The following is a 20,591-nucleotide window of genomic DNA, read 5'->3' as shown; positions in this document are numbered from 1 at the left end:
CTGGGACGCGTCACTGCAGCCGATGTGAATCGCTGATTCGTACCAGCCGATTCCAGTACATGTGCGGGGTGTCTGATTTGGGTACCAGGTACTGTCCGGACCTCGCGAGCATCTGTGCGGTCGCCCGGAACGCGCGCCGCTCCGGATCGGCCAGGTCGACGTAGACGGCGTCCTGCAGCAGCCGGGCCCCCTCGGGCAGGACCGGGATTTCCCGGAGCTCGTCCGCGGTGAAGTCCTGAAGCCGGCGCGTCGGCTCCTTGATGTCCGACGCGAGCTTCACGCTCGGATCCAGGGTGGAAGGCCCGCCCCCGATGTTCTGCCCGGCCATGTGGTTCGGGCTCAAATCGCGCTGCAGCTCATCGGGATGCTTCTGCTTCGCCTGCGGCGCAGGTTCCGAGTGGTTGCTCTTCGCGACCATGAACACCTCGTGTGTGCTTGACGTGAGCAGGTAGCAAGTTCGCTGCCACGGTCGCTCCGCCGCGCGGCAGCCGCGGGCGGCGAGCTCCGCGGTCGACCAGCGCCGGGTCGGATCAGGACGGCGCAGGCTCTGCGCGACAGGCGCAGGTTCTTGCGTCCGTCGTGGATCTCCAGGCTGGCGCGGGGAGCGCGGCGAGGAGCGGCGGAGCGCCCTCCTCTGGGGCAGTTTGCGACACGCGGGGCATCTCGGGTCGTTTCGTCACATCTCCTCGGAATGCCACGCGCCTGTCCGGTCCGGGAAATCGAGGCAGCACGAAGCGGGCGGGCTCTACCGCACCAGGCGGGGGGTTGACCACCGCAGCGGGCCTTCGATCGCGCCGAGCGACTCGGTGGTTCGCCCGCCGCGCCGCAGCCGTGCCGATCGGGAGCAGGTGCGCACGGCGCGTCGCGCCGGCGCTGGGCGGCACCCAGGGGAGCGAGCGCGAGCGCGAGCGTTCGCAAGCTCCCCTCGCCTGGCTGCGCGAGCTCTCCTCGCCTCACGCTCGGGGGAGCCCCGCGAGGCATAGCGCCCCGCGCTCGGGCCGTTCGGAGCGCCGGACGCCGTCGGCTCGAGCGCTGGTCGGCCTGGCCGCAGGCATCACGGCGCATCGGCCCGGCCGTCCGTCGGCGGGCGCGCCGGCCGCGCCCCGAGCGCCGCTCAGCGGATCTCGAAGACGTAATCCGTGTCGTAGGTGCGGACGAAGAGCTTGCCGTCCTTCTCGACGAGGTAATCAGGCCCGCTCTTCAGCGAGAGCTTCGAGACCACCTTGCCGGTGGCGCGCTCGAGGACATAGAGGAAATCCGGCTCGGCCGTGAAGCCGTAACCGCAGAGGAGATGATCGCCGCGCAGGACGAAGTTCTCCGCATTGCAGACGAGCGGCGCGCTCTGCCAGAGGAGCTGCCCAGACGCGAGATCGACGGCTGACAGGTAAGCGTTCTTGCCCTTCGAGGAGGCCGCGTACGTCCTGTGCCCCGACGAGACGTAGAGCACGCCGTCCTTGACGACGGCCCAGCCGACGTGGCCCCGCACGAACTCGGCCTCGTTGGGAGCGATCTCGGGCGGCGTGAGGAAGCTCTCGAAATCGAAGAAGGCGACGACCCCGTGCGCCGCGTCGAGGATCGCGACGAAGCGCTCCTCGGCGAAGCTCGGGCCGTAGAACAGGGCGAGGTGATCGCCGAGATCGATCGCCTTGACGAGCGGTTGATCGCGGTAGCTCTCGGGAACGAAGGAGGGGAGGGGACGGGAGCCGCTCGCCCCGCCCGCGGCCGCGCTCGGAATCTGCAGCGTCGGCAGCGACAGGCCGTTCGCGGTGAACCACGCCGCCTCGTCCGTGATCTTGTTCTTCTGCTCGGCGATCTTCACGAGGCGCGGGGCGGCGGAGCTTCCGGCCGGCGCGGGCCGGAAGAGCGTCTGACCGAACGGCGGCGGCGCGAGCTTCACGGGGGACCTGCCGTCGAGCGACGATGCGCGCGCCCCGCCGGCACCCGGCGCGGGGTCGCCCGCGGCCGTCGGCGCAGGCTGCGCGGCGCTGTCGCCCGCGGCCGCTTTCAGGGGCCGCGGGGACGGGGCGGCGACGTGAGATGACGGCGTCGCGGCGCCGGGGTGCAGCGAAGCGTCCTGGGGGGCGCGGGCCGGCGGCGCGGCGCCCGGCTGGCAGGCACATACGGCGAGCAGCGCGGCGGCGACCAGGCGAGCGCGGCGACATGGCAGAGCTGAAGGAGGGGTGGCAGGCACGCGCGCAGCGTACCTCATCCACCGGCCCGGGGGGCGCTACGCCGCGCCGCGCGGCGCCAGAGCTCAGGGAGAGGGGGTGAAGGAGAGGCGGAGCGTGTAAGGCCCCACGTCTCTCAGGCGGTACGCCTCGACGAAGATGATCAGGGGCACGCCGCCCTCGACGGCGATCGAGCGCCTCTCGTCCCGGCCGGCGATCTCGCTCTCGACGCATGCGAGCTCGCGGCCCGAGCAGCCCGTCCGCACGTAGAAGCCTTGGTCGGTCGCGGAGGACAGCACCAGCCTGAGCGTGCCGCTGCTCGGCGGCGTGAACGCGTGGAGCCTCTCCGGCGTGCCGCGGGCGGTGCAGGTGCCGTCGAACACCGTTGTGCCGCCCGTCGTGTCGCCCGCATTGGTCCCCAGAATGGCCACGGGCGCGTCCGCGCAGACGTCGTCGATCTCCACGGTGCACGCGGCGGAGCAGCCGTCGCCGTCGACGGTGTTGCCGTCGTCGCACGTCTCCGGCTCGCTGACGATCCCGTCGCCGCAGGTGGCCGGCGAGAACACGAGGTCCAGCGTGTACGGCCCCGCGTCGGCGCGCGTGCGGGCGTCGACGACGATCGGCACCGCCTGGTCCTTGCGCACGACGACCTCGATCGCCTCCTCCTCGGGCTCGGCGCCCGAGGCGACGTGCTCATCCTTGCACGCGATCTCGGTGGACGCGTCCGTGCACGCCGCGCGGGCATAGAGGCCGTGGTTGCTCTCCGACCGGAGCACGACGAGGAGCGTGCCCGACTGGCCGGCGGGCGGCGTGAATACGTGGATCTCCTCCGGCCCGGCGCCGGTGCAGCTGCCTTGGAGCACGCTCGTGCCGCTCGACGTGTCGCCCTCGATCGTGGTCGTCACCGGCGCAGCGCCCGCGCAGGCTGCGCCGACGAGCGGGCGGCAGGCAGCCGCGCAGTCGCTGTCCGCGCAGTCGACCTGGCCGTCGCCCTCGTCGTCCTCGCCGTCGGAGCAATCGATCTCGCCGAGCTTGCAGAGGCCGTCGACCCTGTCGCACAGGCCGAGCGCGGCGCACTGCGCGTTCTCGGTGCACGCCGGGATGCACGCCGTGATCTCGCCGCCGATGTCGCTGCACGTGTAGCCGTCGCGGCACTCGTCGGTCGTGCTGCAGCGACGGATGCACAGGCCCCGATCGCCGAAATCGACGCAGACGCCGCCCTCGTCGCAGGCGCCCACGATGGGATCGCAGAGGCCCGCACAGGACCCGGCCGGCCAGCCCCAGTCGGTCTCCTTGATGCAGTACTCGCCGTCGCACGCCCCATGGTAGGTGCACGCCGCACCGTAGTTGACGGGCGTCCCTCCACCGCCGCCGGTGCCGGTTGGCTCGGCGCCGCCGGTGCCGGTGGGCTCGGCGCCGCCGGCGCCGCCGGTGCCGGTGGGCTCGGCGCCGCCGGCGCCGCCGGCGCCGCCGGTGCCGGTGGGCTCGGCGCCGCCGCTGCTGCCCGTGCTGGTCGCGCCCGATGCGCCGGCGCCGCTGCCCGTGACGCCGGCGCCGCCAGCGCCGCCGGAGCCGCCATTGCCCCCTTCGCCTCCATCATCACCGCATCCGGCTGTCGCCGAGAGCGCGAGCACAAAAAGACCTGCAACGAGTCGTACGTTCATCCACCCGCTCCACCACAAGAGAGATCGTCGAGACGCGGGGTGCACCCCACCCCACGGCGCAGCTACGCCATCTTCAGCGCAACGGCGTGGCCTGCCAACCCCCCGGTTCATGTCGCCGGCGCTCCGTGACTGCCGCTCTCGGCCGCTGGATCCGAGCGGGATACCCGTCCCTTTCGCGAAAAGAGGGCCCACGGAGGCGGCGGGCGGAGCATGCGCGCACACCGGTCCGCACGTGGGGCGCGTGCGTTCGCGTTCGGCGTCGCGTACGGTCGCATCCGATGAAGCCCGAGAAAACATTGCTCCTCTCCCAGTCCGATGTGGTCTCCCTCCTCGCGATGGACGCGGCGATCGCCGCTGTGGAGGCGGCGTTCGCGGCGTACGGCCGCGGCGAGGCCGCGATGCCGCCGAAGGTGTACCTGGGGCTGCCTGCCCACGACGGCGACCTCCGTGCGATGCCGGCCTACGCCGAAGGGGCGGCCGGGGTGAAGTGGGTCAATTCGCACCCGAAGAACCCGGCGCGCTTCGGCCTGCCGTCCGTCATGGGGCTCTACATCCTCAGCGATCCGGCCACGGCGGCGCCCCTCGCCGTGATGGATGCGACCCGCCTCACGGCGGTACGGACCGGCGCGGCCGCGGCGATCGCGTCGAAGCACCTCGCGCGGCAGAGCCCGAGGACGCTCGGATTCATCGGCTGCGGCGTGCAGGCGCGCTTCCTGCTCGACGCGCACCGCGCCGTCTACGGCGATCGGCTGGAGGTGCTCACCGCCGACGTGTCGCGCGAGGCGAGCGAGCGGTTCGCGGCCGAGGCGCGCGGGCGCGCCGTCTCGGTGGAGGAGGCCTCCGGCTGCGACATCCTCTGCACGTCCACGCCCGCGCGCGCGCCGGTCGTGCGGCGTGCGTGGGTCCGCCCGGGGGCGCACATCAACGCGATGGGCGCCGACGCGCCCGGCAAGCAGGAGCTCGATCCGGAGATCCTCCGGGACGCGCGCGTGATCATCGACGACTGGGCGCAGGCGACCGAGAGCGGCGAGGTCAACGTGCCGCTGCACGAGGGCGCCCTGCACCGCGAGCACCTCCAGGGGACGCTCGGCGAGGTCGTCGCGGGCAAGCTGGCAGGGCGCGGCGACGCCGCCATCACGGTGTTCGACTCGACCGGCCTCGCCATCCAGGACGTGGCGCTCGCGCGCGTCATCTACGCCGCCGCGCGCGAGCGGGGCGCCGGGACGGCGTTCGACTTCTTCGGCTGAGCGCGGCGCCTACGGCCTCCTCGCGCACCGCATGCCGAGGCTGTAGTAAGGGGCCGCCGGCGCGACGCTGACCCGCGCGGACGTCAGCAGGTAGCTCGGCGTGCCGAAGCTGCTCCCGCCGCGGACCACCCGGTTCGAGGTGTCCGTCAGGTTGGCGCAATCGACGCACTCCGCCGGATAGGTCCCGTATCCATCCAGCGCCCACTCCCGCATGCTCCCGCCGAGATCCGCCTGCGTCCACCGCCCGTCGCCCTTCGGCGAGCGGGATCCGACGGGCACGATGTCGCTGAAGTCGCTCTGGAACGTGCAGCCGGGTGCCGCGCTCTCCCTGCAATCGTAGGAAGCGTAGCTCGGGTCGATGGTCGTCGACTCCGGTGGATTCGACCACGGATACTGCCGTTGCTCGCCCCCTCCGGCCGCAGCGTAGTTCCACTCGGCCTCGGTCGGGAGGCGGCCCCCATCCCACGCGCAGAACGCGAAGGCGACGTACCAGCTCACGCAGTTCATCGGCAGGTGCTCCTGGCCGCCAGCCTCCTCCGTCCACGTCCGCATGTCCGGGTTGTCCGGATTGCACATCACCGCGGCGCGCAGCGCCGCCGCGTCCGCGGGCAGCTCGCCGTTCCAGGCCGGGTTCCATCCGCTCCCCGGGATGTCCGGGTGCGCTCCCGCGTCGGCGGCGGGCTGGCTCGCGGGGTACGCCGCCACGAACTTCCGGAACCGCCCCACCGTCACCTCGAAGCGATCGAGCCGGAGGTCGCTCACGGTCGCCGGCAACGCAGGATCGTTGCCGCGGTGGAACGTCCCCCCGGGCACAACCGCGCTCGCGCAGCAGCTCTCGGTCGCGCCGGGACCGCACGTCGACGGCAGCCCTTCGCAGCTCGGGGGGATCGTGCACGCCGCGCCGCGGCACACGGGCGCCTCCGCGGGACACGGCTCGGGGGCATCCCACTGGCCGTCGTCGTTGCACCGCGCCAGCAGGTCGTCCGAGCACCGCGCGTCGCCGGGCGTGCACGCTCCGGCACCGCCGCCGCCATGACCGGCGCCACCGCGGCCCGAGCTCGCGACGCCGGCGCCGGAGCCGGCGTCGCCGCCGCTCGATCCGGTGCCGCCGCCCGCGTCGTCCAGCGGGTGATAGTCCTTGTCGAGCCCCAGGAGCGCCGTGCAACCGCTGGCCACGAAGGCCGATGCTGCCCACCACCATCCAGCGCGCACACTTCGCATCTCTTCTCCTTAACTCGCTCACGGGTCCGTTCGGCGCAGAGCGCGTACGCCTCGCACCAGCTCGGGCAGTTCATCGGCGGATGCTCATGGTCTCCGGACTCCTCGGTCGATGTCGAGCCATGTCGAGCGCGGCGAGCCCAGCGCGCACGTCACCGCGGCCCGCAGCGCGGCCGGCTCCGCGGGCGAGCGAGGCGGCGTCGCGGTCGATGCCGGACGCGATTCCCATGAAGAAGGGAAGGCGGCAAGAGCATCGAGCTTTCTTCCCGCCTTCGAGCTCGAATCCGGCCACCTCCGAGGCCCCGCCGCAGGAGGAGGTGGCCGAGCTCGGGGGCCGTGGATTCAGATGGGCGCCGGATCGCCGCCGGCAGGCGCTGCCGGCTGCGCCTCGTAGGCGCGGCCGGCAGCGCTGTCCCACGGTCCGCGCACGTGCGCTCGGCGTGTGTTCGGCCTGTGGCGGATGAGAGGCCGTGCCCACCCCGCCTCGGTACGCCGTCGCGCGGCTCCGCGGCGCTCCGCGGCCGCACCGACCGAGCGGTGCGGTGTCGCCCGCGGCTCCGGGCCACGATCACCCGCCCTCACGCACTTGCGCGCAGGCACGCGAATCCATCTCTCTTTATCTACCGTACAGCGCTCTTATTCGAGGTGCATCGCTGCAGGTGAGCTGATATCAACGCACCGGTGGGCAAGCTGGACGGGTTCGCGAAGTTGACCTTCGCCGAGGTGACCCCGAGCGTCACCGCCGGCTCCGCCGCATGGCACCGGCCGCCCGAGGTCCGGCTCGAGCGCGTCCAGGCCGACGGCTATCTCCGCGTGGTGCGGCCCGACGGGCTCGTTCCTCTTGCCGCGCCCTGGCCGGAGGCGTGCGACCATGACGAGGTGGTCGTCGAGATCAAGATGGCCGGCGACCACGTCGACATCGTGGAGCTCAAGCGCGCCACGCTCCGCCGGCTGGCGCGCGAGATCGAGCGCATCGAGGAGCGCGAGCCGCCGTGGATGGGCGAGGAGCCGCTCTGGGTCGTCGCTCCCCACCTGCCATCGTGGCTGCACACCGTCCGGGCGCTGGAGCGGTTCGCCCCCGGCTGCTACCGCGTCGGGCCCTCGCCGCTTCTGTTCCTCTGGATCGCGGCCAACGAGCTGCCGCTGCGCGACGAGCTCGTGCCGTTCCTGACGGCTCGCTCAGGACAGGCCCTCGACGACTTCGCCCGGTGGGTCGCACCGCGGCGGGATGTGGAATGGGTGATCTCCATGCTAGAATACCTGCCGATGTCACCGAAGACCCGTGAGGACTTGCTGCGATGGTTCGCCCGCGTCGATGACCCGGAGATCGAGGCGCGCAGGCAGTGGATCCTCCAGGCCCTGCTCGACTACACCCCGGAGGTCAAGGACCAGCTCATCGAGCAGGGCCAGCTCACCGCAGCGCGCGCGGCGCTGCGCAGGGTCCTAGCGCGGCGAGGGCTCGCGCTCAGCGCGCCGCTGGAGGCGCAGATTGACGCCTGCTCCGAGCTGCCCACGCTGGAGCGATGGCTTGACCAGGCCGTGATCGCGCCCAGCGCCGAGGAAGCGCTCGCGTAGACCGCAACGTCGCGATGCCCTCCATGGCCCACGAGATCCTCGTGGATCTCTTCAAGATCCGCCCGTCGCTGTGCGCTGCGCCGATCGAGACCGGCATCCCCGGCTTCGTCCTGCGGCCGCCGGTGCTCGGGCGCGAGGCGGTTCGGGTCGTAACGGACCCCGCGGACGCGCCGCTGCCAGCGTCAGGAGCCCCGGCGCCGCCCCTTCACACCGCCAGAAACTCCCTCGCGATCTCGTCGCTGAACTCCGCCACGCTCCCCCGCCGCACAATCCCCCCATTATCCATGATGAAGTACTCGCTCGCCGTCGAGAGCGCGAAATCCAAGAACTGCTCCACGAGCAGGATCGCCATGTCGCCCTGCTTCCCGAGGTCTTTGATCACCTCCCCGATCTCCTGCATGATCGACGGCTGGATCCCCTCCGTCGGCTCGTCCAGGAGGAGGAGCTTCGGCTTCCGCAGCAGCACGCGCGCGAGCGAGAGCTGCTGTTGCTGCCCGCCGCTCAGCGTCCCTGCCGCCCGCGCCTGGAACTTCTTGAGGATGGGGAACATGGACATCATCTCTTCGAGCGCCGCCGGGCTCGGCGCGGAGTCGCTCCTGGCCTCGAAGCCCATGAGCAGGTTCTCTCGCACCGTCAGGTAGGGGAAGATCCCGCGCCCCTGCGGCACATAGCCGATGCCCGCGCGCGCCCGATCGCTCGGCGACCTCGAGGTGAGATCCGCCCCGTCGAGCGCCACCTTCCCGCGCCGCGGCTTCAGCACGCCCATGATCGCCTTGAGCAGCGTCGTCTTGCCGACCCCGTTCCGCCCCAGGAGGCACGAGACCCGGCCGGGCGCGACATCCAGGCTGACCTGCGACAGGATGCAGCTCTCCTCGTAATAGACCGCGAGATCCTCGACCACCAGCATCTCTCTACCGCTCCTCCGCCGCGACCGCGGCCCGGGCGCCGCCGCGCGCGCCCCCCGCGTCGTGCGCCCGACCGAGGTAGACCTCGATCACCTTCGCGTCGCGCTGGACCTCCTCGACCGGCCCCTCGCACAGCCTCCTGCCGGCGTGCAGCACCGTCACCGTGCTCGCGTAACGCCGGACGAACTCCATGTCGTGCTCCACGACAAGCACCGACCGCTCCTTCGCGATCTCCTGGACGAGCTCCCCGGTGCGATCGCGCTCGCGCCGGGTCATCCCCGCCACCGGCTCGTCGAGCAGGAGCAGCTTCGGCTGCTGCACGAGCAGCATGCCGATCTCCAGCCACTGCCGCTCGCCGTGCGCGAGCACCGCGGCCCGCACGTCGGCGCGCCGCCAGAGCCCGATTCGATCGAGCGTCTCGGCGATCTCCTCCTCCTGCTCCGCGGACAGCCCGCGGAGGAGCCCCGGCGCGCTCTCCCGGAAGCCCATCGCCGCCTCGAGGTTCTCGAGCACCGTGAGGCTGCCGAACACCGCCGGCGTCTGGAACTTCCGCCCGATCCCGAGCCGGACCAGGGCGTGCTCCGGCAGCCGGTGCGCCTCGACCGCCTCTCGCCCCGACTCCCCACCTCCGTGGAACACCACACGCCCGCTCGACGGCTTCGTCTTCCCGGTGAGGATGTCGAGCAGCGTCGTCTTCCCGGCGCCGTTCGGGCCGATCAGGAACCTGAGCTCCCCGCGCTGGATGGAGAAATCGAGCCCGTCCAGCACCTTGAAGCCGTCGAAGCTCACCGTCACCTGCTGGACCTCGACGATGTTGCCGCGGCTCATCCCATCGCTCCTCTGCTCGCTCTCGCGCTCATCTCCGCTCATGTCCGCTCCTCCGCCTCAGCGCCCGGTCGTCGCGGGCGCCTCGGCGCGCCCCGCCGCCTCCACCTCGCCCACGGGCCCCTCCACGGCGGCCTCGCCGCGCGCGCCCGCCGGGCCCGCCGCGCTCGCCTCGCGGCGCGCGAGCCGCGACGCGTGGCGGCGCAGGAAGCCGGCGATGCCCGTCGGGAGCAGCATGACCGACGCCGCGAAGAGCGCGCCGAAGCCGAGCTGCCACACCTCGGGGTACGACTCGCTCAGCGCGCTCTTGCCCAGGCTCACCAGGATCGCCCCGACCACCGCGCCGATCAGCGTGCCGCGCCCGCCGACCGCCACCCACGTCACCATCTCGACCGACGGCATCACGCCCATCGAGGACGGCGAGATGAGGCCGACCTGGCAGACGAACAGCGCGCCAGCGATGCCGGCCATGCCCGCCGACAGCGCGAACACCAGCGTCTTCAGCGTGACCGGGTTGTAGCCGAGGAAGCGCACCCGGTTCTCGTCGTCGCGCGTCGCCACGAGCAGGCGCCCGAAGCGCGACTGGGTGAGCCGCCGGCACAGGAGGTACAGCGTCCCCAGGCAGAAGAGCGTCACGAAGTAGAGCACCGTCTGCGTCGAGGCGGCCCCCCGCGCGAAGCCGAAGATCGTCTTCAGGTTCGTGATCCCGTTCGTGCCGCCCGTGATCGCCTGCTGGCCGACGAAGAGGATCGACGCGATCAGCGTGAGCGCCTGGGTGATCAGCGAGAAATACACCCCCTGGACGCGGCTCCGGAAGACGAGGTAGCCCACCGCGGCCGCGATCGCCATCGGCGCGAGGACCACGGCGCAGAGGGCCACGATCGGCGAGCGGAACGGCTCCCAGAAGAGCGGGAGCGCCTCGAGGCCGCTCCAGCTCATGAAGTCCGGGAGGCGCGAGCCCGACGTCTCCAGCTTCAGGTACATCGCCATCGCGTAGCCGCCCACGCCGAAGAAGAGCCCCTGTCCGAGGCTCAGCATCCCGCCGTAGCCCCAGATGAGGTCGAGGCCGAGGGCGACGATGGCGAACGTGAGGAACTTGCCGAGCAGGTTCAGCCGGAAGTCGGAGAGCACGAGCGGCGCGACGAGGAGCGGCAACGCCACGGCGAGGGGCGCTCCCCAGGTCCAGAGGAAGGTGCGAAGGGCGGAGTCTCGAGGGGCCATGTCCGTGTCCTCTCCTATCGGGTGCGCAGGGCGAGCAGGCCTGTCGGCCGCCACTGCAGGAAGGCGATCACCAGCGCGAACACGAGCGCCTTGCCGAGCGAGGCCGTCGTCGACAGCTCGAGCAGCGTGTTCGCGACGCCGATCACGAGCGCCGCGACGGCCGTCCCGGGCAGCCGCCCGAGGCCGCCGAGGATGACCACCATGAAGGCGTCGACGATGTAGTTCGTCCCGAGCGACGGGCCGATCGAGCCGAGCTGCGTCAGCGCGCACCCGGCGATCCCGGCGAGCCCCGCGCCGAGCGCGAACGTCGCGGCGTCGACCCGGCGCGTGCGGACGCCGAGGCACGAGGCCATCTCCCGGTTCTGCATCACCGCCCTGAGGCGCCTGCCGCCCGCGGAGCGGTGCAGGTACGTGTAGACGGCGGCGATGTACGCGATCACGAGGGCGATGAGGAAGACGCGCTTATAAGGCAGCTGCACGCCGCCCGAGAGCGCGACGCCGCCGCTCAGCCACGACGGGCTCGAGACCTGCACGTTGGACGCGCCGAACAGGCTGCGCGCGGCCTGCTGCAGCGCGAGGCCGACCCCCCACGTGGCGAGCAGCGTGTCGAGCGGCCTGCCGTAGAGGAAGCGCACGATCGAGAGCTCGAGCAAGAGCCCGAGCACGCCGGCCACGAGGAACGAGGCCGGCAGCGCGAGCAGGAACCAGAGCCCGGCGTCCGTCCCCCCGACGAGCGGCGCGACGTGCTGCCCGACGACGTACGTCGTGTAGGCCCCCGCCATGATGAACTCGCCGTGGGCCATGTTGATCACGTTCATCAGCCCGAACGAGAACGCGAGGCCCATCGAGATGAGCAGGAGGATCGAGCCCAGGCTCAGGCCGTTGAAGGCGTGGAGGAGAACTTCGTTCATGCTAGAGCACCGAACAGGTTGAGACGCCGCGCAAGAGAGGTTCGAGCCGCGGAGGCACAGCGGGGACCACGGCGAGCCCGCTGCGCGCTCCGCGCCGCCGGCCGCGCTACTTCGCGGCCAGCTCCTTCGCCCAGGGGTATGCGGTGAGGTACGGATCCGGCTGGATCGCCTTGCCCGTGCTCCAGACCTCGTCGATGAGGCCGTCCTGCCGGACCTTGCCGATGCGCACCGTCTTCCACGTGTGCTGGTTCTTCCCGTCGAGCCGGACCAGCCCTTCGGGCGCGGCGTACTCGATGCCTCCGGCGCTCACCGCCTCCTTCACCTTGGCGACCTCGGTCGACTTCGCCTTCTCGACGGCCATCTTCCAGAGGTAGACCCCGAAGTAGCCCGCCTCGATCGGGTCGTCCGTGACGCGCGCGGCGCCGTACTTGGCCTTGTACGCCTCGACGAACTTCTTGTTCTCCGGGGTGTCCGTGGTCTGGTAGTAGTTCCACGAGACGAGGTGTCCGGCGATGTTGTCGGCGCCGATGCCGCGCACCTCTTCCTCGGCGACGCTCACCGAGAGGACCGGCACCTTGTCGGCGGTGTAGCCGGCGTCCTTGAACTGCTTGAAGAACGCCACGTTGCTGTCGCCGTTCAGCGTGTTGAAGATCGCGTCCGGCTTGGCCGCGCCGATCTTGCTGATGATCGTGCTGACCTCGGTCCCGCCGAGCGGCAGGTACTCCTCGCCGGCGAGCTCGCCGCCCTTCGCCGCGAGCTGGGCCTTGATGATCTTGTTCGCCGTGCGCGGAAAGACGTAGTCCGAGCCGAGCAGGTAAATACGCTTCTTGCCCTTCTCGAGCAGGTAGTCGACCGCGGGGACGATCTGCTGGCTCGGCTCGGCGCCGGTGTAGAAGATGTTGGGCGACTGCTCCAGGCCCTCGTACTGGACCGGGTAGAAGAGCAGGCCGTTCAGCTCCTCGAACGAGGGCAGCATCGCCTTGCGGCTGGCGCTGGTCCAGCCGCCGAACACGACCGCGACGCCGTCCTGCTGGACGAGCTTCCTGGCCTTCTCGTTGAACGTGGGCCAGTCGCTGGCGCCGTCCTCGATCACCGGCGTGAGCTGCTTGCCGAGCACGCCGCCCGCCTTGTTGATCTCCTCGATCGCGAGGATCGTCGCGTCCTTGACGGCCACCTCGCTGATCGACATGGTGCCGCTCAGCGAGTGGAGCACGCCGACCTTGATGGTGGCGCTGTCCGAGGCGGGCGCCGCCCCGGGCGAACCCCCCGGCGCCGGCGCCTCCTTGCCCTCGTTGCCGCAGGCGGAGAGCAAGGCCGCGCCGGCGACGGCCGCCGCCGCGACGCAGAGCGACCGCCGCCGAAAGGAGCCCGCCGCCGGCCGCTCCTCAACGCTTCGCCCAGACGTGAACATATTCAACGCATCCTCCTTGGGTACCGGTGCGCGTTCGATGCCCTGCATCGACGCGGCGCGGCGAACCGACTGCACAAGAGCCGTTGGGAAGCTCGGGAGTCGGCAACTGGAGACTCCCGGCCGGACACCGAAGGACCGCCCCGCACAGCGAGGTTCGGCCCTCGAACAGGGGCCAGCGACACGACGTCGTGGTGAAATGTCTTATGCCGAGCGCCATGTTTCCTCGACGTTTCGTCGAGATGAAATGTCGACCGGCCGGGGGACGAGGCGCGCTTTCCGCAGCGCCAATCGGGGTCCCCGATCACAAAGCGAGTCTCGACCGCACCTCGGCTTCGGCCGGGCGGAACGGCGCCGCGGATAGGCGGGGCGGCGCGCGCAGGCGGAGCCGTCCCAGGCGCCCGCGCGGCCGGGCAAGACGGTCGTTCCGGAGCGCCGGCCCGGCGTCCGACCCGCCGCGCCGGTGTCGCTGGCGACGAACCGGTGTGGGGCGCTCTGTCCTCGGCGCGCACGAACGCTGAGCGCTCCGCCGCTGTTGCGATGAGGTGCGCTCTCCAGTGCAGCAAAAAACTTGTATCAAGAGCGGAGGAGTCCACGTAAATTGGTGGATGCTGTCTGCGCCCTGTGCTCGGACGACACGGAGGGCAGGCGGGGTGGAGCGTATGGGAAGCACGAAATCCATGTCCGGTGATGCGGAGAAGCGATCCTCGAGCGGCGGCGCTGCGCCGAACGGCGTGGCGGCCGGGCCGCGGGACGAGAACTCGGTGGTGATCTCCCTGAGCGCGCTGCTCGCGGTGGAGGAGGCGGCCGCCGCGAAGACGGCGGGCGCGCGGGCGGATCAGGGGCCGAAGGGCTCCGGGATGGTGGATATCCAGGGGCTGGCCGCCGGCGATGATCAGCAGCGCAGCAGCTATCTGGATCTCTTCCCTTTCGGCGCGCCGGAGCTGCCGGCGTTCAGGCCACCCGATCTCACGCCCGTGCCCTCCGAGGTCCCCATCGATCTGCGTCCGCCGCGCGGCCGGCGGTCGGCGGGCGTGCGCCATGCGGTCATGGGCCTCGCGGGCGCCGCGGTCGTGGCGAGCGCGGTGTGGCTCGGCGCCCCGCGCGAGGCGCTCCGCGCTGCCGCGCAGCCGGGGGTGCGCTCCGCGGCGAGCGCGGCGCTCTCGCGCGTGCCGAAGATGGAGGCGAAGGCCCAGGCCGAGAGCGCGGCGGCGCCCTCGACGAAGCGCGGCGACAGGGCGAACGAGCGCGCCGCGCGCGGCGCGAAGGCCCGGCCCGCTGCCCCTGGAGGCGCGGGCAAGGCGGCGGCGCGGCGCGCCGAGAGCAGCGGACCGGCCGGCGGCGGCGCCGCCCCGCCGAGCCAGGGCGGCGCGCGCGCGGCGAGCGATCCCTGCAAGGGCGATCTCGACTGCGCCATGCGGCGCGCGACGGGCGGCTCGTAGCGCCGCGCGCCCCGCGAGGCGCCCGCGATCTCCCTGCTTCGTGGGAGCTCAAAGCACGTCGTCGGAGCGCAGAGCGAGCCGCCGAGGCGCCGCGCCGGCGCTCTGGAGCTCGCGGCTCAGCTCGGCTGCGCCGCGCGGTCGTCCGGACGACGCACCGCTACAAACCCTCCGGACGAGCGCCGGGTGGCGCCCCCGGGGCGCAGCTGTGAGCACGCAGCGGATACCATCGCGTAAATTTCTGGTGTAGGAACAGAACCCGGCGCCAACGGCGGCGCTGAAGTGCACAGGAAGGGCTGCCGGGCGGCGTCGCCCGACGCGTCCTTCCCCATGAGCAGCGCAACTCTTCTTGTCGGAGGATTCAGGGATGAAAGCTTTCAACTTTGCGGCGATCCTGGTCAGCGTGTGTGCGATGGCGGCCTGTACGGTCACCGACGGCAGCGGCGACGGCGGCGAGGGCGGCACGGGCGGCGACGGCGGCGCGGGTACCACCACGACGACCACCACGTCGGGGACCGGCGGCGAAGGCGGCACGGGCGGCGAGGGCGGGGGCGGTGTCTGCGCCGAGGAGGCCGCGGACGACTGTCAGACCTGCTGCGATACGGAGCTCCCGGATGAGAGCGCGCTCATCATGGCTTACGGGTTCTCGCAGTGCGGCTGTGCGGCGGATTCGCCGTGCGCCGACGTGTGCGACACGACCGATGCCACGACCGACTCCTGCTCCGACGAAGGTGGCATGACGGACGTGACGAACCCCGACTGCGTGGAGTGCCTGAACGGCCTCGATGCGGACGCCCCCTGCTGGGAGGCCGCCACGGCGGACTGCGAGGGGGATGAGGACTGCGCCCCGTACCTCGAGTGCCTGGTCTCCTGCCAGTGAGACCTCGCGAACGCTGAGCCAGCGCCGCGCGCCAGAGACCCTGGGGCGGTCGGCGCTGGCCGGGCAGGACAGGCGACCTCCCGCGGGTCGCCTGTGCTGTTTTTGTCGGCGCGGGTCGAGCCAGCCGGCTGGGTCTGGTGCCGTGTCGGCGCGCGGTCGAGCCTGCGTGGCCGGCGCTCGGTAGAGCCAGCCGCCGGGGATCTACGGCGCTAGCCGGACCAGCAGGATGTCGGCCGCGCGCGCCTGCGCCGCGGCGCCGTCGAGGTCCACGCTCCCCTCGACGGTGCCCGCGAGCAGGACGTGGCCGCGGTCCACGAACGCCGCGACGCCCGCCGCGGACCGGCTCCCGCCGCTCTCCCCGGTGCCGGGGCCGAGCCGCTTGCTCCACACGTGGCGCCCCTCGGCGTCGAGCCGCGCCACGACGATGTCGCTGCCGCGGCCGGCGCCGTCGAGCGGCCCGCCGCCGAGATCGGTCGGCCCCTCGACGGTGCCGGCGAGGACGAGCCCGCCGTCCGCCTCGAGCGCGAGGCGCGGCGGCTGCTCCGCGGCGTAGGCCCGGCTGAAGCGGTGCTCCCGCGCGGCCCCGAGCTCGACCACGAACGCCGAGAACCCCTCCGAGAACAGCGTGCTGCCGCCGAGGCCGAGGAGCCCCTCGAACGTCCCGCTCAGCGCGATCTCGCCGCCAGGACCGATCGCGATGTCGCCCCCGTGCTGGCGGCGGCCGTCGCCGAAGGACTGCGACGCGACGTGCTCGCCGCCCTCGTCGAGCTTGGCCAGGAACACGTCGCTCATCCCCGCGGACGAGAGGTGGGGCGCCCCCTCGCCGAACTGGAGGTCACCCTCGAAGGTCCCCGTCAGGAGCACGTCCCCGTACGCGTCCACGGCGACGCCGGTCGGCTCCTGCGTCCCCGGCCCGCCGAAGACCCGCTCCCAGAGCTGCCGGCCCCCCGCGCTGAGCCGGGCGATCGCGACGTCGCTCCCACCTTGCCCGGGGAGCGCCGACGCCACGGCGACGTCTCCCGCCGCCCAGACCGCGACGTCTTGCGGCTTGCCCGAGACCAACGTGCCCCAGCGCAGCTCGCCCCAGGCGTCCAGCTTGACCACGAACCCCTGCGCCTCGGGCGCGGTGAGCTCGGCGGCGCCCATCACCCCGGCGAGCTCGCCAGCGACCGCGATGTCGCCCTCGGCGTCCACCGCGAGCGCCCGCAGCGCGCCGTGCCCGCGGTCGACGAGCCGCCGCACCCAGGCGATCGCGCCGTCCGCCTCGATCCGCGCCACGAAGACGTCCCGATCGGCGCCGGTCGCGATGGGGCCGGCGCCGAGATCGAGGGAGCCCTCGAAATCGCCGCCCAGGACCGCGAAGTCCCGGCCCGCCGCGAGCGCGCGCGCCCGCTGGCGGCCGGAGCCGCCGACGAGCGCGCCGAGGGGCCCGCCGGGGATCACCGCGCCGCAGTCGCCTCCGCCGCTGCAGTCCTCGTCGGCCGGGGTGGCGCAGTCCTCGGCCCGAGGCGTGATCTCGCCGGTGCACGCGCCCCACCGGCCGTCGCTCCCGCACGTCCGCTGGCCAGCGCTGCACGCGCCGACGCCGAGGGTCCCCGGCGGCCCGCCGTAGGGGCACGCCTCGACCGCGCCCGGGTCGCAGGCGCAGACGTCACCGCCGCCGGCCGCGGGGCCGCCTGCGCCGCCGTCCGCCTCGTCGACCGCGCCGTCGCAGTCGTCGTCGGCCGCGTTGCCGCAGCGCTCCGGCGCGGGCGTGACCTCGCCCTCGCAGGGGCCGTAGCCGTCGCCGGAGGCGTTGCACCGCCGGAGGCCGGTCCGGCAGGCGCCGACCCCCTCGGTCGCCGGCGGCCCGGTGTAGCAGGCGACGGCCGAGAGCGGCTCGCAGCGCTCCTCCACGAGGATGCCGTCCTCGAGCCCGAGCAGCGCGTTGCAGCCGGCGCAGCCGTGCGCCGCGAGCGCCGCGAGCGCCGCGCGCGAGAGCCGGCCGACGGTCGGGATCGAGCTGCGCGCGCGCATGTCAGTAGCTCCCGCCCACGACGAGCGAGAACGCCCCGGGGCCGGCCGTGGCCGCCGCCGCGGCGCGGCGCGCGGGCGGGGCGGCGGCGTTCGGCGGGGCGGTCCAGAAGAGCAGGCCGGCCGCGAGCAGCGCGGCGGTGCCGGCCGAGAAGGCGATCGTCGAGGCGGTGCCGGCCGCCTGCGCGTCCTCGCGCAGCGCGACCCCGGCGGCGTCGCAGCGGCTCCGCGCGTCGCAGTGGCCCCGGTTCGAGGCGTCCCGGCGGGCGATGGCCTCCAGGCCGAACGCGGCGCCGAGGCCGAGCCCCACGAGGCCGGCCCCGCCGCTCGCGAGCGCGATCACCCGCTGCGCGCGCCCGCCGCCGTCGCCGTCGCCGTCGCTGCGGCCGGCGCTCGCCAGGAGGCGAGGCGCCTGCCCGCGGGGGCCGGGCAGCGCCGCGGCGAGCGCGCGCGGGGGCGGCTCGTGCTCCAGGGAGGGCACGTGGACGAGCTCGCGCGCGCCGTCCGGCGGGACGGCGCGCACGGTGGACCAGCGCCTCCTGCCGGGCGCGCGCGCCTCGACCGTGTGCGTTCCAGGATCGACCGGGAGCGCCCGTCCCCACTGCGCGGGCGGGATCAGCACGCCGTCGTGCCGGATTTCCAGGCCCGGCGCGGCGGCGGCCGCGGGCACGTCGATGGTGATGCGCGAGAGCCGCGGCTCGAGCGCGGACGCGAGCGCGGCCGCGCGCGCGGCGCGGCGGTCGCCCGCGCTCTTCGCGACGGCCGCGGCCTCGCTGAAGACGTTCCAGGCGCCCGCGGTCCTGCCCGCGCGCGCGAGGCACTCGCCGAGCCGCAGGAGGAGGTTGATCGCCGTCGGATCGAGGGTCCTGCCCTGCTCGAGCACGGCGCAGGCCTCCGCGACGCGCCCGGCATCGAGCAGCTGCCTCGCTGCCTGATACAGCGCGAGCACCTGCTCCTTGCGCGCCTCGAGCTGACCCGGGTTGGGCTGACCCGGGTTGGGGTGCGCCGAGCCGGACGAACCCGGGTTGGGCTGACCCGGGTTGGGGGGCCTCAAGCCGGACGGACCCGGGTTGGGCTGACCCGGGTTGAGGTGCGCCGAGCCGGACGGACCCGGGTTGGGCTGACCCGGGTTGAGGGGCCTCAAGCCGGATGGACCCGGGTTGGGCTGACCCGGGTTGGGCTGACCCGGGTTGAGGTGCCTCAAGCCGGGCTCGGCGGCCGTGCCGCTTGCCGGCGAGAGGAGCAACGACAGCGCAGCGAGGGCACAGGCGAGCTCGCGCGGGCGCGACCTGCTGACCTTCGGGAGAGCTCCTCGGCACATGGCGATCACCAGGGGCTGTCCTGCGCGCCTACCGACGGCGGGGCTTCCGCGCCGTGGCCGGGCGCCGCCATGGGGACCGGCGCGCCGGTCGCGGTGCCCGGGCCGGACGCCGGCGCCGGCGCCGCCGGCTCCGCGGCCGCCGTCCCCGCCGCCCCCGCAGCGGCGGTGCTCGCCGCCGGCGAGGGCACCTCGGCCGGCCCAGGCCGCCGCGACGTCCCATCGCGCCCTGCCGAGGGCGCATCCCCGGACGCCGCCGGCGGCTCCTGTCGCTCGGACCGCCCCTGCGGCGCCGGGCCCACCCACGGGCCGGCCACGAGCGCCGCGCGCGCGGCCGCCCGCGTCGGCCTCCCTGCGTCCGCCCGCGCGTGCGGCACGCCCCTCGTCGGCGCGACGGCGCTGGCCCCGTCGCACGCGTCCGGGGGCACCGCTCTGACCTCGGTCTCGGGCCCGCCGCACGCCGCGCCGGCGCCGCCGTGCAGCACGCCGTCGGCGGCGGTGCGGGGCGCATGGAGCGCCCCGTCCACCGCGATGGTCCCCAGCGGCCCCGCGACCAGCCCCTGCGGCATCCCGGCGAGCCCCAGCGGCTCCCCGGCGAGCCCCTGCGGCACCCCGGCGAGGTGCGGCGCGCTGGCGCCGTCGGACCACGCGACCCCCGCCGAGCGCGGCCACCCGGGCGGCGCGACGGTCGCGGCCAGCGCGGCGCTCGCGGAGAAGGCGCCGGCCATCAGCCACGCCCGCCTCGGGCGGCGGACCCCGGATGCCGGCGCCTCCGACGGCCTGACGGCGGTCGTGGGCGGCCGGACGGCGCTCGTGGGCGGCCCCTCGTCCACCCACGTGTACGTCGGCTGGCTCCGGTGGACCGCCGTGGGCAGCGTCGCGTCGGGCGGCCCGCGCAGCGCGAACGGCGAGAGCGCGGCGGCGAGCTCGCGGGCCGAGGCCGGACGGCGGGCCCGGTTCTTCTCGAGGCAGCCCATCACGATCTCCTCGAACCCCTCGGGCAGCTCGGCGCACGCGCTCCGGAGCGGCCGGGGCGCCTGCTCCGACACGACGAGCACGAGCTGCTCCAGCGTCTCCGCGCCGAACGGCAGCGCGCCGCTCACGAGCTGGTAGAGCACCACCCCGAGCGCCCACAGGTCGGCGCGCAGGTCCACGTCCTTGGGCGTGAGCATCTGCTCGGGCGCCATGTAACGGCGCGAGCCCATGACCGACCGCGCCGTCGTCATCTCGAGCCCGTCCTCCTCGGGCCTCGCGCACGTGAACTTCGCGACCCCGAAGTCGAGCACCTTGACGAGCGGCGTGCCGTCGGTCCGGTACGTCAGGAACAGGTTCGCGGGCTTCAGGTCCCGGTGCACCATCCCCAGCGCGTGCGCCTCCATGAGCGCGACGCAGGCCTGACGGACGTACTCGGCCGCCTCGTCGACCGGCAGCCGCCCGCGGCGCTCCACGATCGAGCGGAGATCGTTGCCCGAGAGGTGCTCCATCACGATGTACGGCACCGGCAGCGCGATCCCCGCCCTCGGCGCGAGCGCGCCCAGGTCGTAGACCCGCGGCACGTGCTCGGTCTTCAGCCGGAACATCCCGCGCGCCTCGCGCTGGAACCGCCTCAGCAGCGCCGCGTTCCCGCAGTGCTCCGCCCGCATGAACTTGATGGCCACGAGCTCGCCCAACGACAGGTGCCGCGCCGCGACGACGGCCCCCATCCCGCCGATCCCGAGCAGCCGCTCGACCCGATAGCGGTCCGCGATGACCTCGCCGCAGTGCACGGGCACCACTCCCTCTTCATCGCTCACCACGCG

At 73.4% G+C, this 20,591-nt stretch carries 16 protein-coding genes; 4 read left to right on the top strand and 12 right to left on the bottom strand.

Features of this window, described 5'->3' with window-relative positions; genetic code table 11:
- Positions 1-10: 10 nt before the first annotated feature.
- The 3 genes from NQZ70_RS34795 to NQZ70_RS34785 all read right to left on the bottom strand — a co-directional run bounded on the left by NQZ70_RS34795 (position 11) and on the right by NQZ70_RS34785 (position 3,832).
- Complete coding sequence (locus NQZ70_RS34795) at positions 11-418, bottom strand: hypothetical protein (RefSeq protein WP_129578079.1); 408 nt, start codon at positions 416-418, stop codon at positions 11-13.
- Between the two features lie 696 nt (positions 419-1,114).
- Positions 1,115-2,191 carry a hypothetical protein gene (locus NQZ70_RS34790; protein WP_272826290.1) on the bottom strand — a complete coding sequence of 359 codons (1,077 nt, stop codon included), beginning with the start codon at positions 2,189-2,191 and terminating at the stop codon, positions 1,115-1,117.
- 63 nt (positions 2,192-2,254) lie between these two features.
- Positions 2,255-3,832 carry a DUF4215 domain-containing protein gene (locus NQZ70_RS34785; protein WP_237244312.1) on the bottom strand — a complete coding sequence of 526 codons (1,578 nt, stop codon included), beginning with the start codon at positions 3,830-3,832 and terminating at the stop codon, positions 2,255-2,257.
- Between the two features lie 278 nt (positions 3,833-4,110).
- Here NQZ70_RS34785 and NQZ70_RS34780 point away from each other — a divergent pair, with 278 nt between their 5' ends.
- Positions 4,111-5,079, top strand: coding sequence for an ornithine cyclodeaminase family protein (locus NQZ70_RS34780; protein ID WP_129578077.1), 969 nt, complete (start codon positions 4,111-4,113; stop codon positions 5,077-5,079).
- A gap of 9 nt (positions 5,080-5,088) precedes the next feature.
- Here NQZ70_RS34780 and NQZ70_RS34775 read toward each other — a convergent pair whose 3' ends face one another.
- Entirely contained in the window at positions 5,089-6,300 is a 1,212-nt protein-coding gene (locus NQZ70_RS34775; RefSeq protein ID WP_129578076.1) for an SUMF1/EgtB/PvdO family nonheme iron enzyme, read from the bottom strand.
- Positions 6,301-6,978: 678 nt separating this feature from the next.
- On the opposite strand from NQZ70_RS34775, the gene NQZ70_RS34770 reads away from it, so the two are divergent.
- Positions 6,979-7,872 (top strand): hypothetical protein, encoded by an 894-nt coding sequence (locus tag NQZ70_RS34770; protein WP_129578075.1) that lies wholly within the window; start codon positions 6,979-6,981, stop codon positions 7,870-7,872.
- Between the two features lie 205 nt (positions 7,873-8,077).
- Here NQZ70_RS34770 and urtE read toward each other — a convergent pair whose 3' ends face one another.
- The 5 genes from urtE to urtA all read right to left on the bottom strand — a co-directional run bounded on the left by urtE (position 8,078) and on the right by urtA (position 13,145).
- Positions 8,078-8,779: an urea ABC transporter ATP-binding subunit UrtE gene (gene urtE / locus NQZ70_RS34765; protein WP_129578074.1), complete on the bottom strand. Its 702-nt coding sequence runs from the start codon at positions 8,777-8,779 to the stop codon at positions 8,078-8,080.
- Positions 8,780-8,783: 4 nt separating this feature from the next.
- On the bottom strand, positions 8,784-9,647 hold the full coding sequence (gene urtD, locus NQZ70_RS34760; RefSeq protein WP_237244311.1) for an urea ABC transporter ATP-binding protein UrtD: 864 nt from the start codon (positions 9,645-9,647) through the stop codon (positions 8,784-8,786).
- A 15-nt stretch (positions 9,648-9,662) separates the two neighbouring features.
- Positions 9,663-10,823 carry an urea ABC transporter permease subunit UrtC gene (gene urtC / locus NQZ70_RS34755; protein WP_129578073.1) on the bottom strand — a complete coding sequence of 387 codons (1,161 nt, stop codon included), beginning with the start codon at positions 10,821-10,823 and terminating at the stop codon, positions 9,663-9,665.
- Positions 10,824-10,837: 14 nt separating this feature from the next.
- Entirely contained in the window at positions 10,838-11,734 is an 897-nt protein-coding gene (urtB, locus tag NQZ70_RS34750) for an urea ABC transporter permease subunit UrtB (protein WP_129578072.1), read from the bottom strand.
- 106 nt (positions 11,735-11,840) lie between these two features.
- A complete protein-coding gene (urtA, locus tag NQZ70_RS34745; protein ID WP_129578071.1) occupies positions 11,841-13,145 on the bottom strand; it encodes an urea ABC transporter substrate-binding protein in 1,305 nt (434 codons plus the stop codon).
- Between the two features lie 677 nt (positions 13,146-13,822).
- Between urtA and NQZ70_RS34740 the strand changes: the two genes are divergently transcribed.
- A complete protein-coding gene (locus NQZ70_RS34740) occupies positions 13,823-14,584 on the top strand; it encodes a hypothetical protein (protein WP_129578070.1) in 762 nt (253 codons plus the stop codon).
- A gap of 364 nt (positions 14,585-14,948) precedes the next feature.
- Positions 14,949-15,461, top strand: a complete 513-nt coding sequence (locus NQZ70_RS34735; RefSeq protein ID WP_207217571.1) for a hypothetical protein — start codon at positions 14,949-14,951, stop codon at positions 15,459-15,461.
- A 201-nt stretch (positions 15,462-15,662) separates the two neighbouring features.
- Here NQZ70_RS34735 and NQZ70_RS34730 read toward each other — a convergent pair whose 3' ends face one another.
- The 3 genes from NQZ70_RS34730 to NQZ70_RS34720 all read right to left on the bottom strand — a co-directional run bounded on the left by NQZ70_RS34730 (position 15,663) and on the right by NQZ70_RS34720 (position 20,564).
- A complete protein-coding gene (locus NQZ70_RS34730; RefSeq protein WP_129578069.1) occupies positions 15,663-17,477 on the bottom strand; it encodes a hypothetical protein in 1,815 nt (604 codons plus the stop codon).
- A gap of 1 nt (position 17,478) precedes the next feature.
- Positions 17,479-18,528 carry a M48 family metallopeptidase gene (locus NQZ70_RS34725; protein WP_237244310.1) on the bottom strand — a complete coding sequence of 350 codons (1,050 nt, stop codon included), beginning with the start codon at positions 18,526-18,528 and terminating at the stop codon, positions 17,479-17,481.
- A 272-nt stretch (positions 18,529-18,800) separates the two neighbouring features.
- Positions 18,801-20,564, bottom strand: coding sequence for a serine/threonine-protein kinase (locus tag NQZ70_RS34720; RefSeq protein WP_237244309.1), 1,764 nt, complete (start codon positions 20,562-20,564; stop codon positions 18,801-18,803).
- Positions 20,565-20,591: the final 27 nt, after the last annotated feature.

Origin of the sequence: Sorangium sp. So ce836, assembly GCF_028553905.1 — a bacterium.
GTDB lineage: Bacteria > Myxococcota_A > Polyangia > Polyangiales > Polyangiaceae > Sorangium > Sorangium cellulosum_D.
This window is presented reverse-complemented; position numbering and strand designations above follow the sequence as displayed.

Bases quoted from the DNA above. Each gene is read 5' to 3' on its own strand.
- NQZ70_RS34795 (WP_129578079.1), bottom strand. From the start codon at position 418: ATGGTCGCGAAGAGCAACCACTCGGAACCTGCGCCGCAGGCGAAGCAG.
- urtA (WP_129578071.1), bottom strand. From the start codon at position 13,145: ATGTTCACGTCTGGGCGAAGCGTTGAGGAGCGGCCGGCGGCGGGCTCC.
- NQZ70_RS34785 (WP_237244312.1), bottom strand. From the start codon at position 3,832: ATGAACGTACGACTCGTTGCAGGTCTTTTTGTGCTCGCGCTCTCGGCG.
- urtC (WP_129578073.1), bottom strand. From the start codon at position 10,823: ATGGCCCCTCGAGACTCCGCCCTTCGCACCTTCCTCTGGACCTGGGGA.
- NQZ70_RS34730 (WP_129578069.1), bottom strand. From the start codon at position 17,477: ATGCGCGCGCGCAGCTCGATCCCGACCGTCGGCCGGCTCTCGCGCGCG.
- NQZ70_RS34740 (WP_129578070.1), top strand. From the start codon at position 13,823: ATGTCCGGTGATGCGGAGAAGCGATCCTCGAGCGGCGGCGCTGCGCCG.
- NQZ70_RS34775 (WP_129578076.1), bottom strand. From the start codon at position 6,300: ATGCGAAGTGTGCGCGCTGGATGGTGGTGGGCAGCATCGGCCTTCGTG.
- urtB (WP_129578072.1), bottom strand. From the start codon at position 11,734: ATGAACGAAGTTCTCCTCCACGCCTTCAACGGCCTGAGCCTGGGCTCG.
- NQZ70_RS34735 (WP_207217571.1), top strand. From the start codon at position 14,949: ATGAAAGCTTTCAACTTTGCGGCGATCCTGGTCAGCGTGTGTGCGATG.
- urtE (WP_129578074.1), bottom strand. From the start codon at position 8,779: ATGCTGGTGGTCGAGGATCTCGCGGTCTATTACGAGGAGAGCTGCATC.
- NQZ70_RS34780 (WP_129578077.1), top strand. From the start codon at position 4,111: ATGAAGCCCGAGAAAACATTGCTCCTCTCCCAGTCCGATGTGGTCTCC.
- urtD (WP_237244311.1), bottom strand. From the start codon at position 9,647: ATGAGCGGAGATGAGCGCGAGAGCGAGCAGAGGAGCGATGGGATGAGC.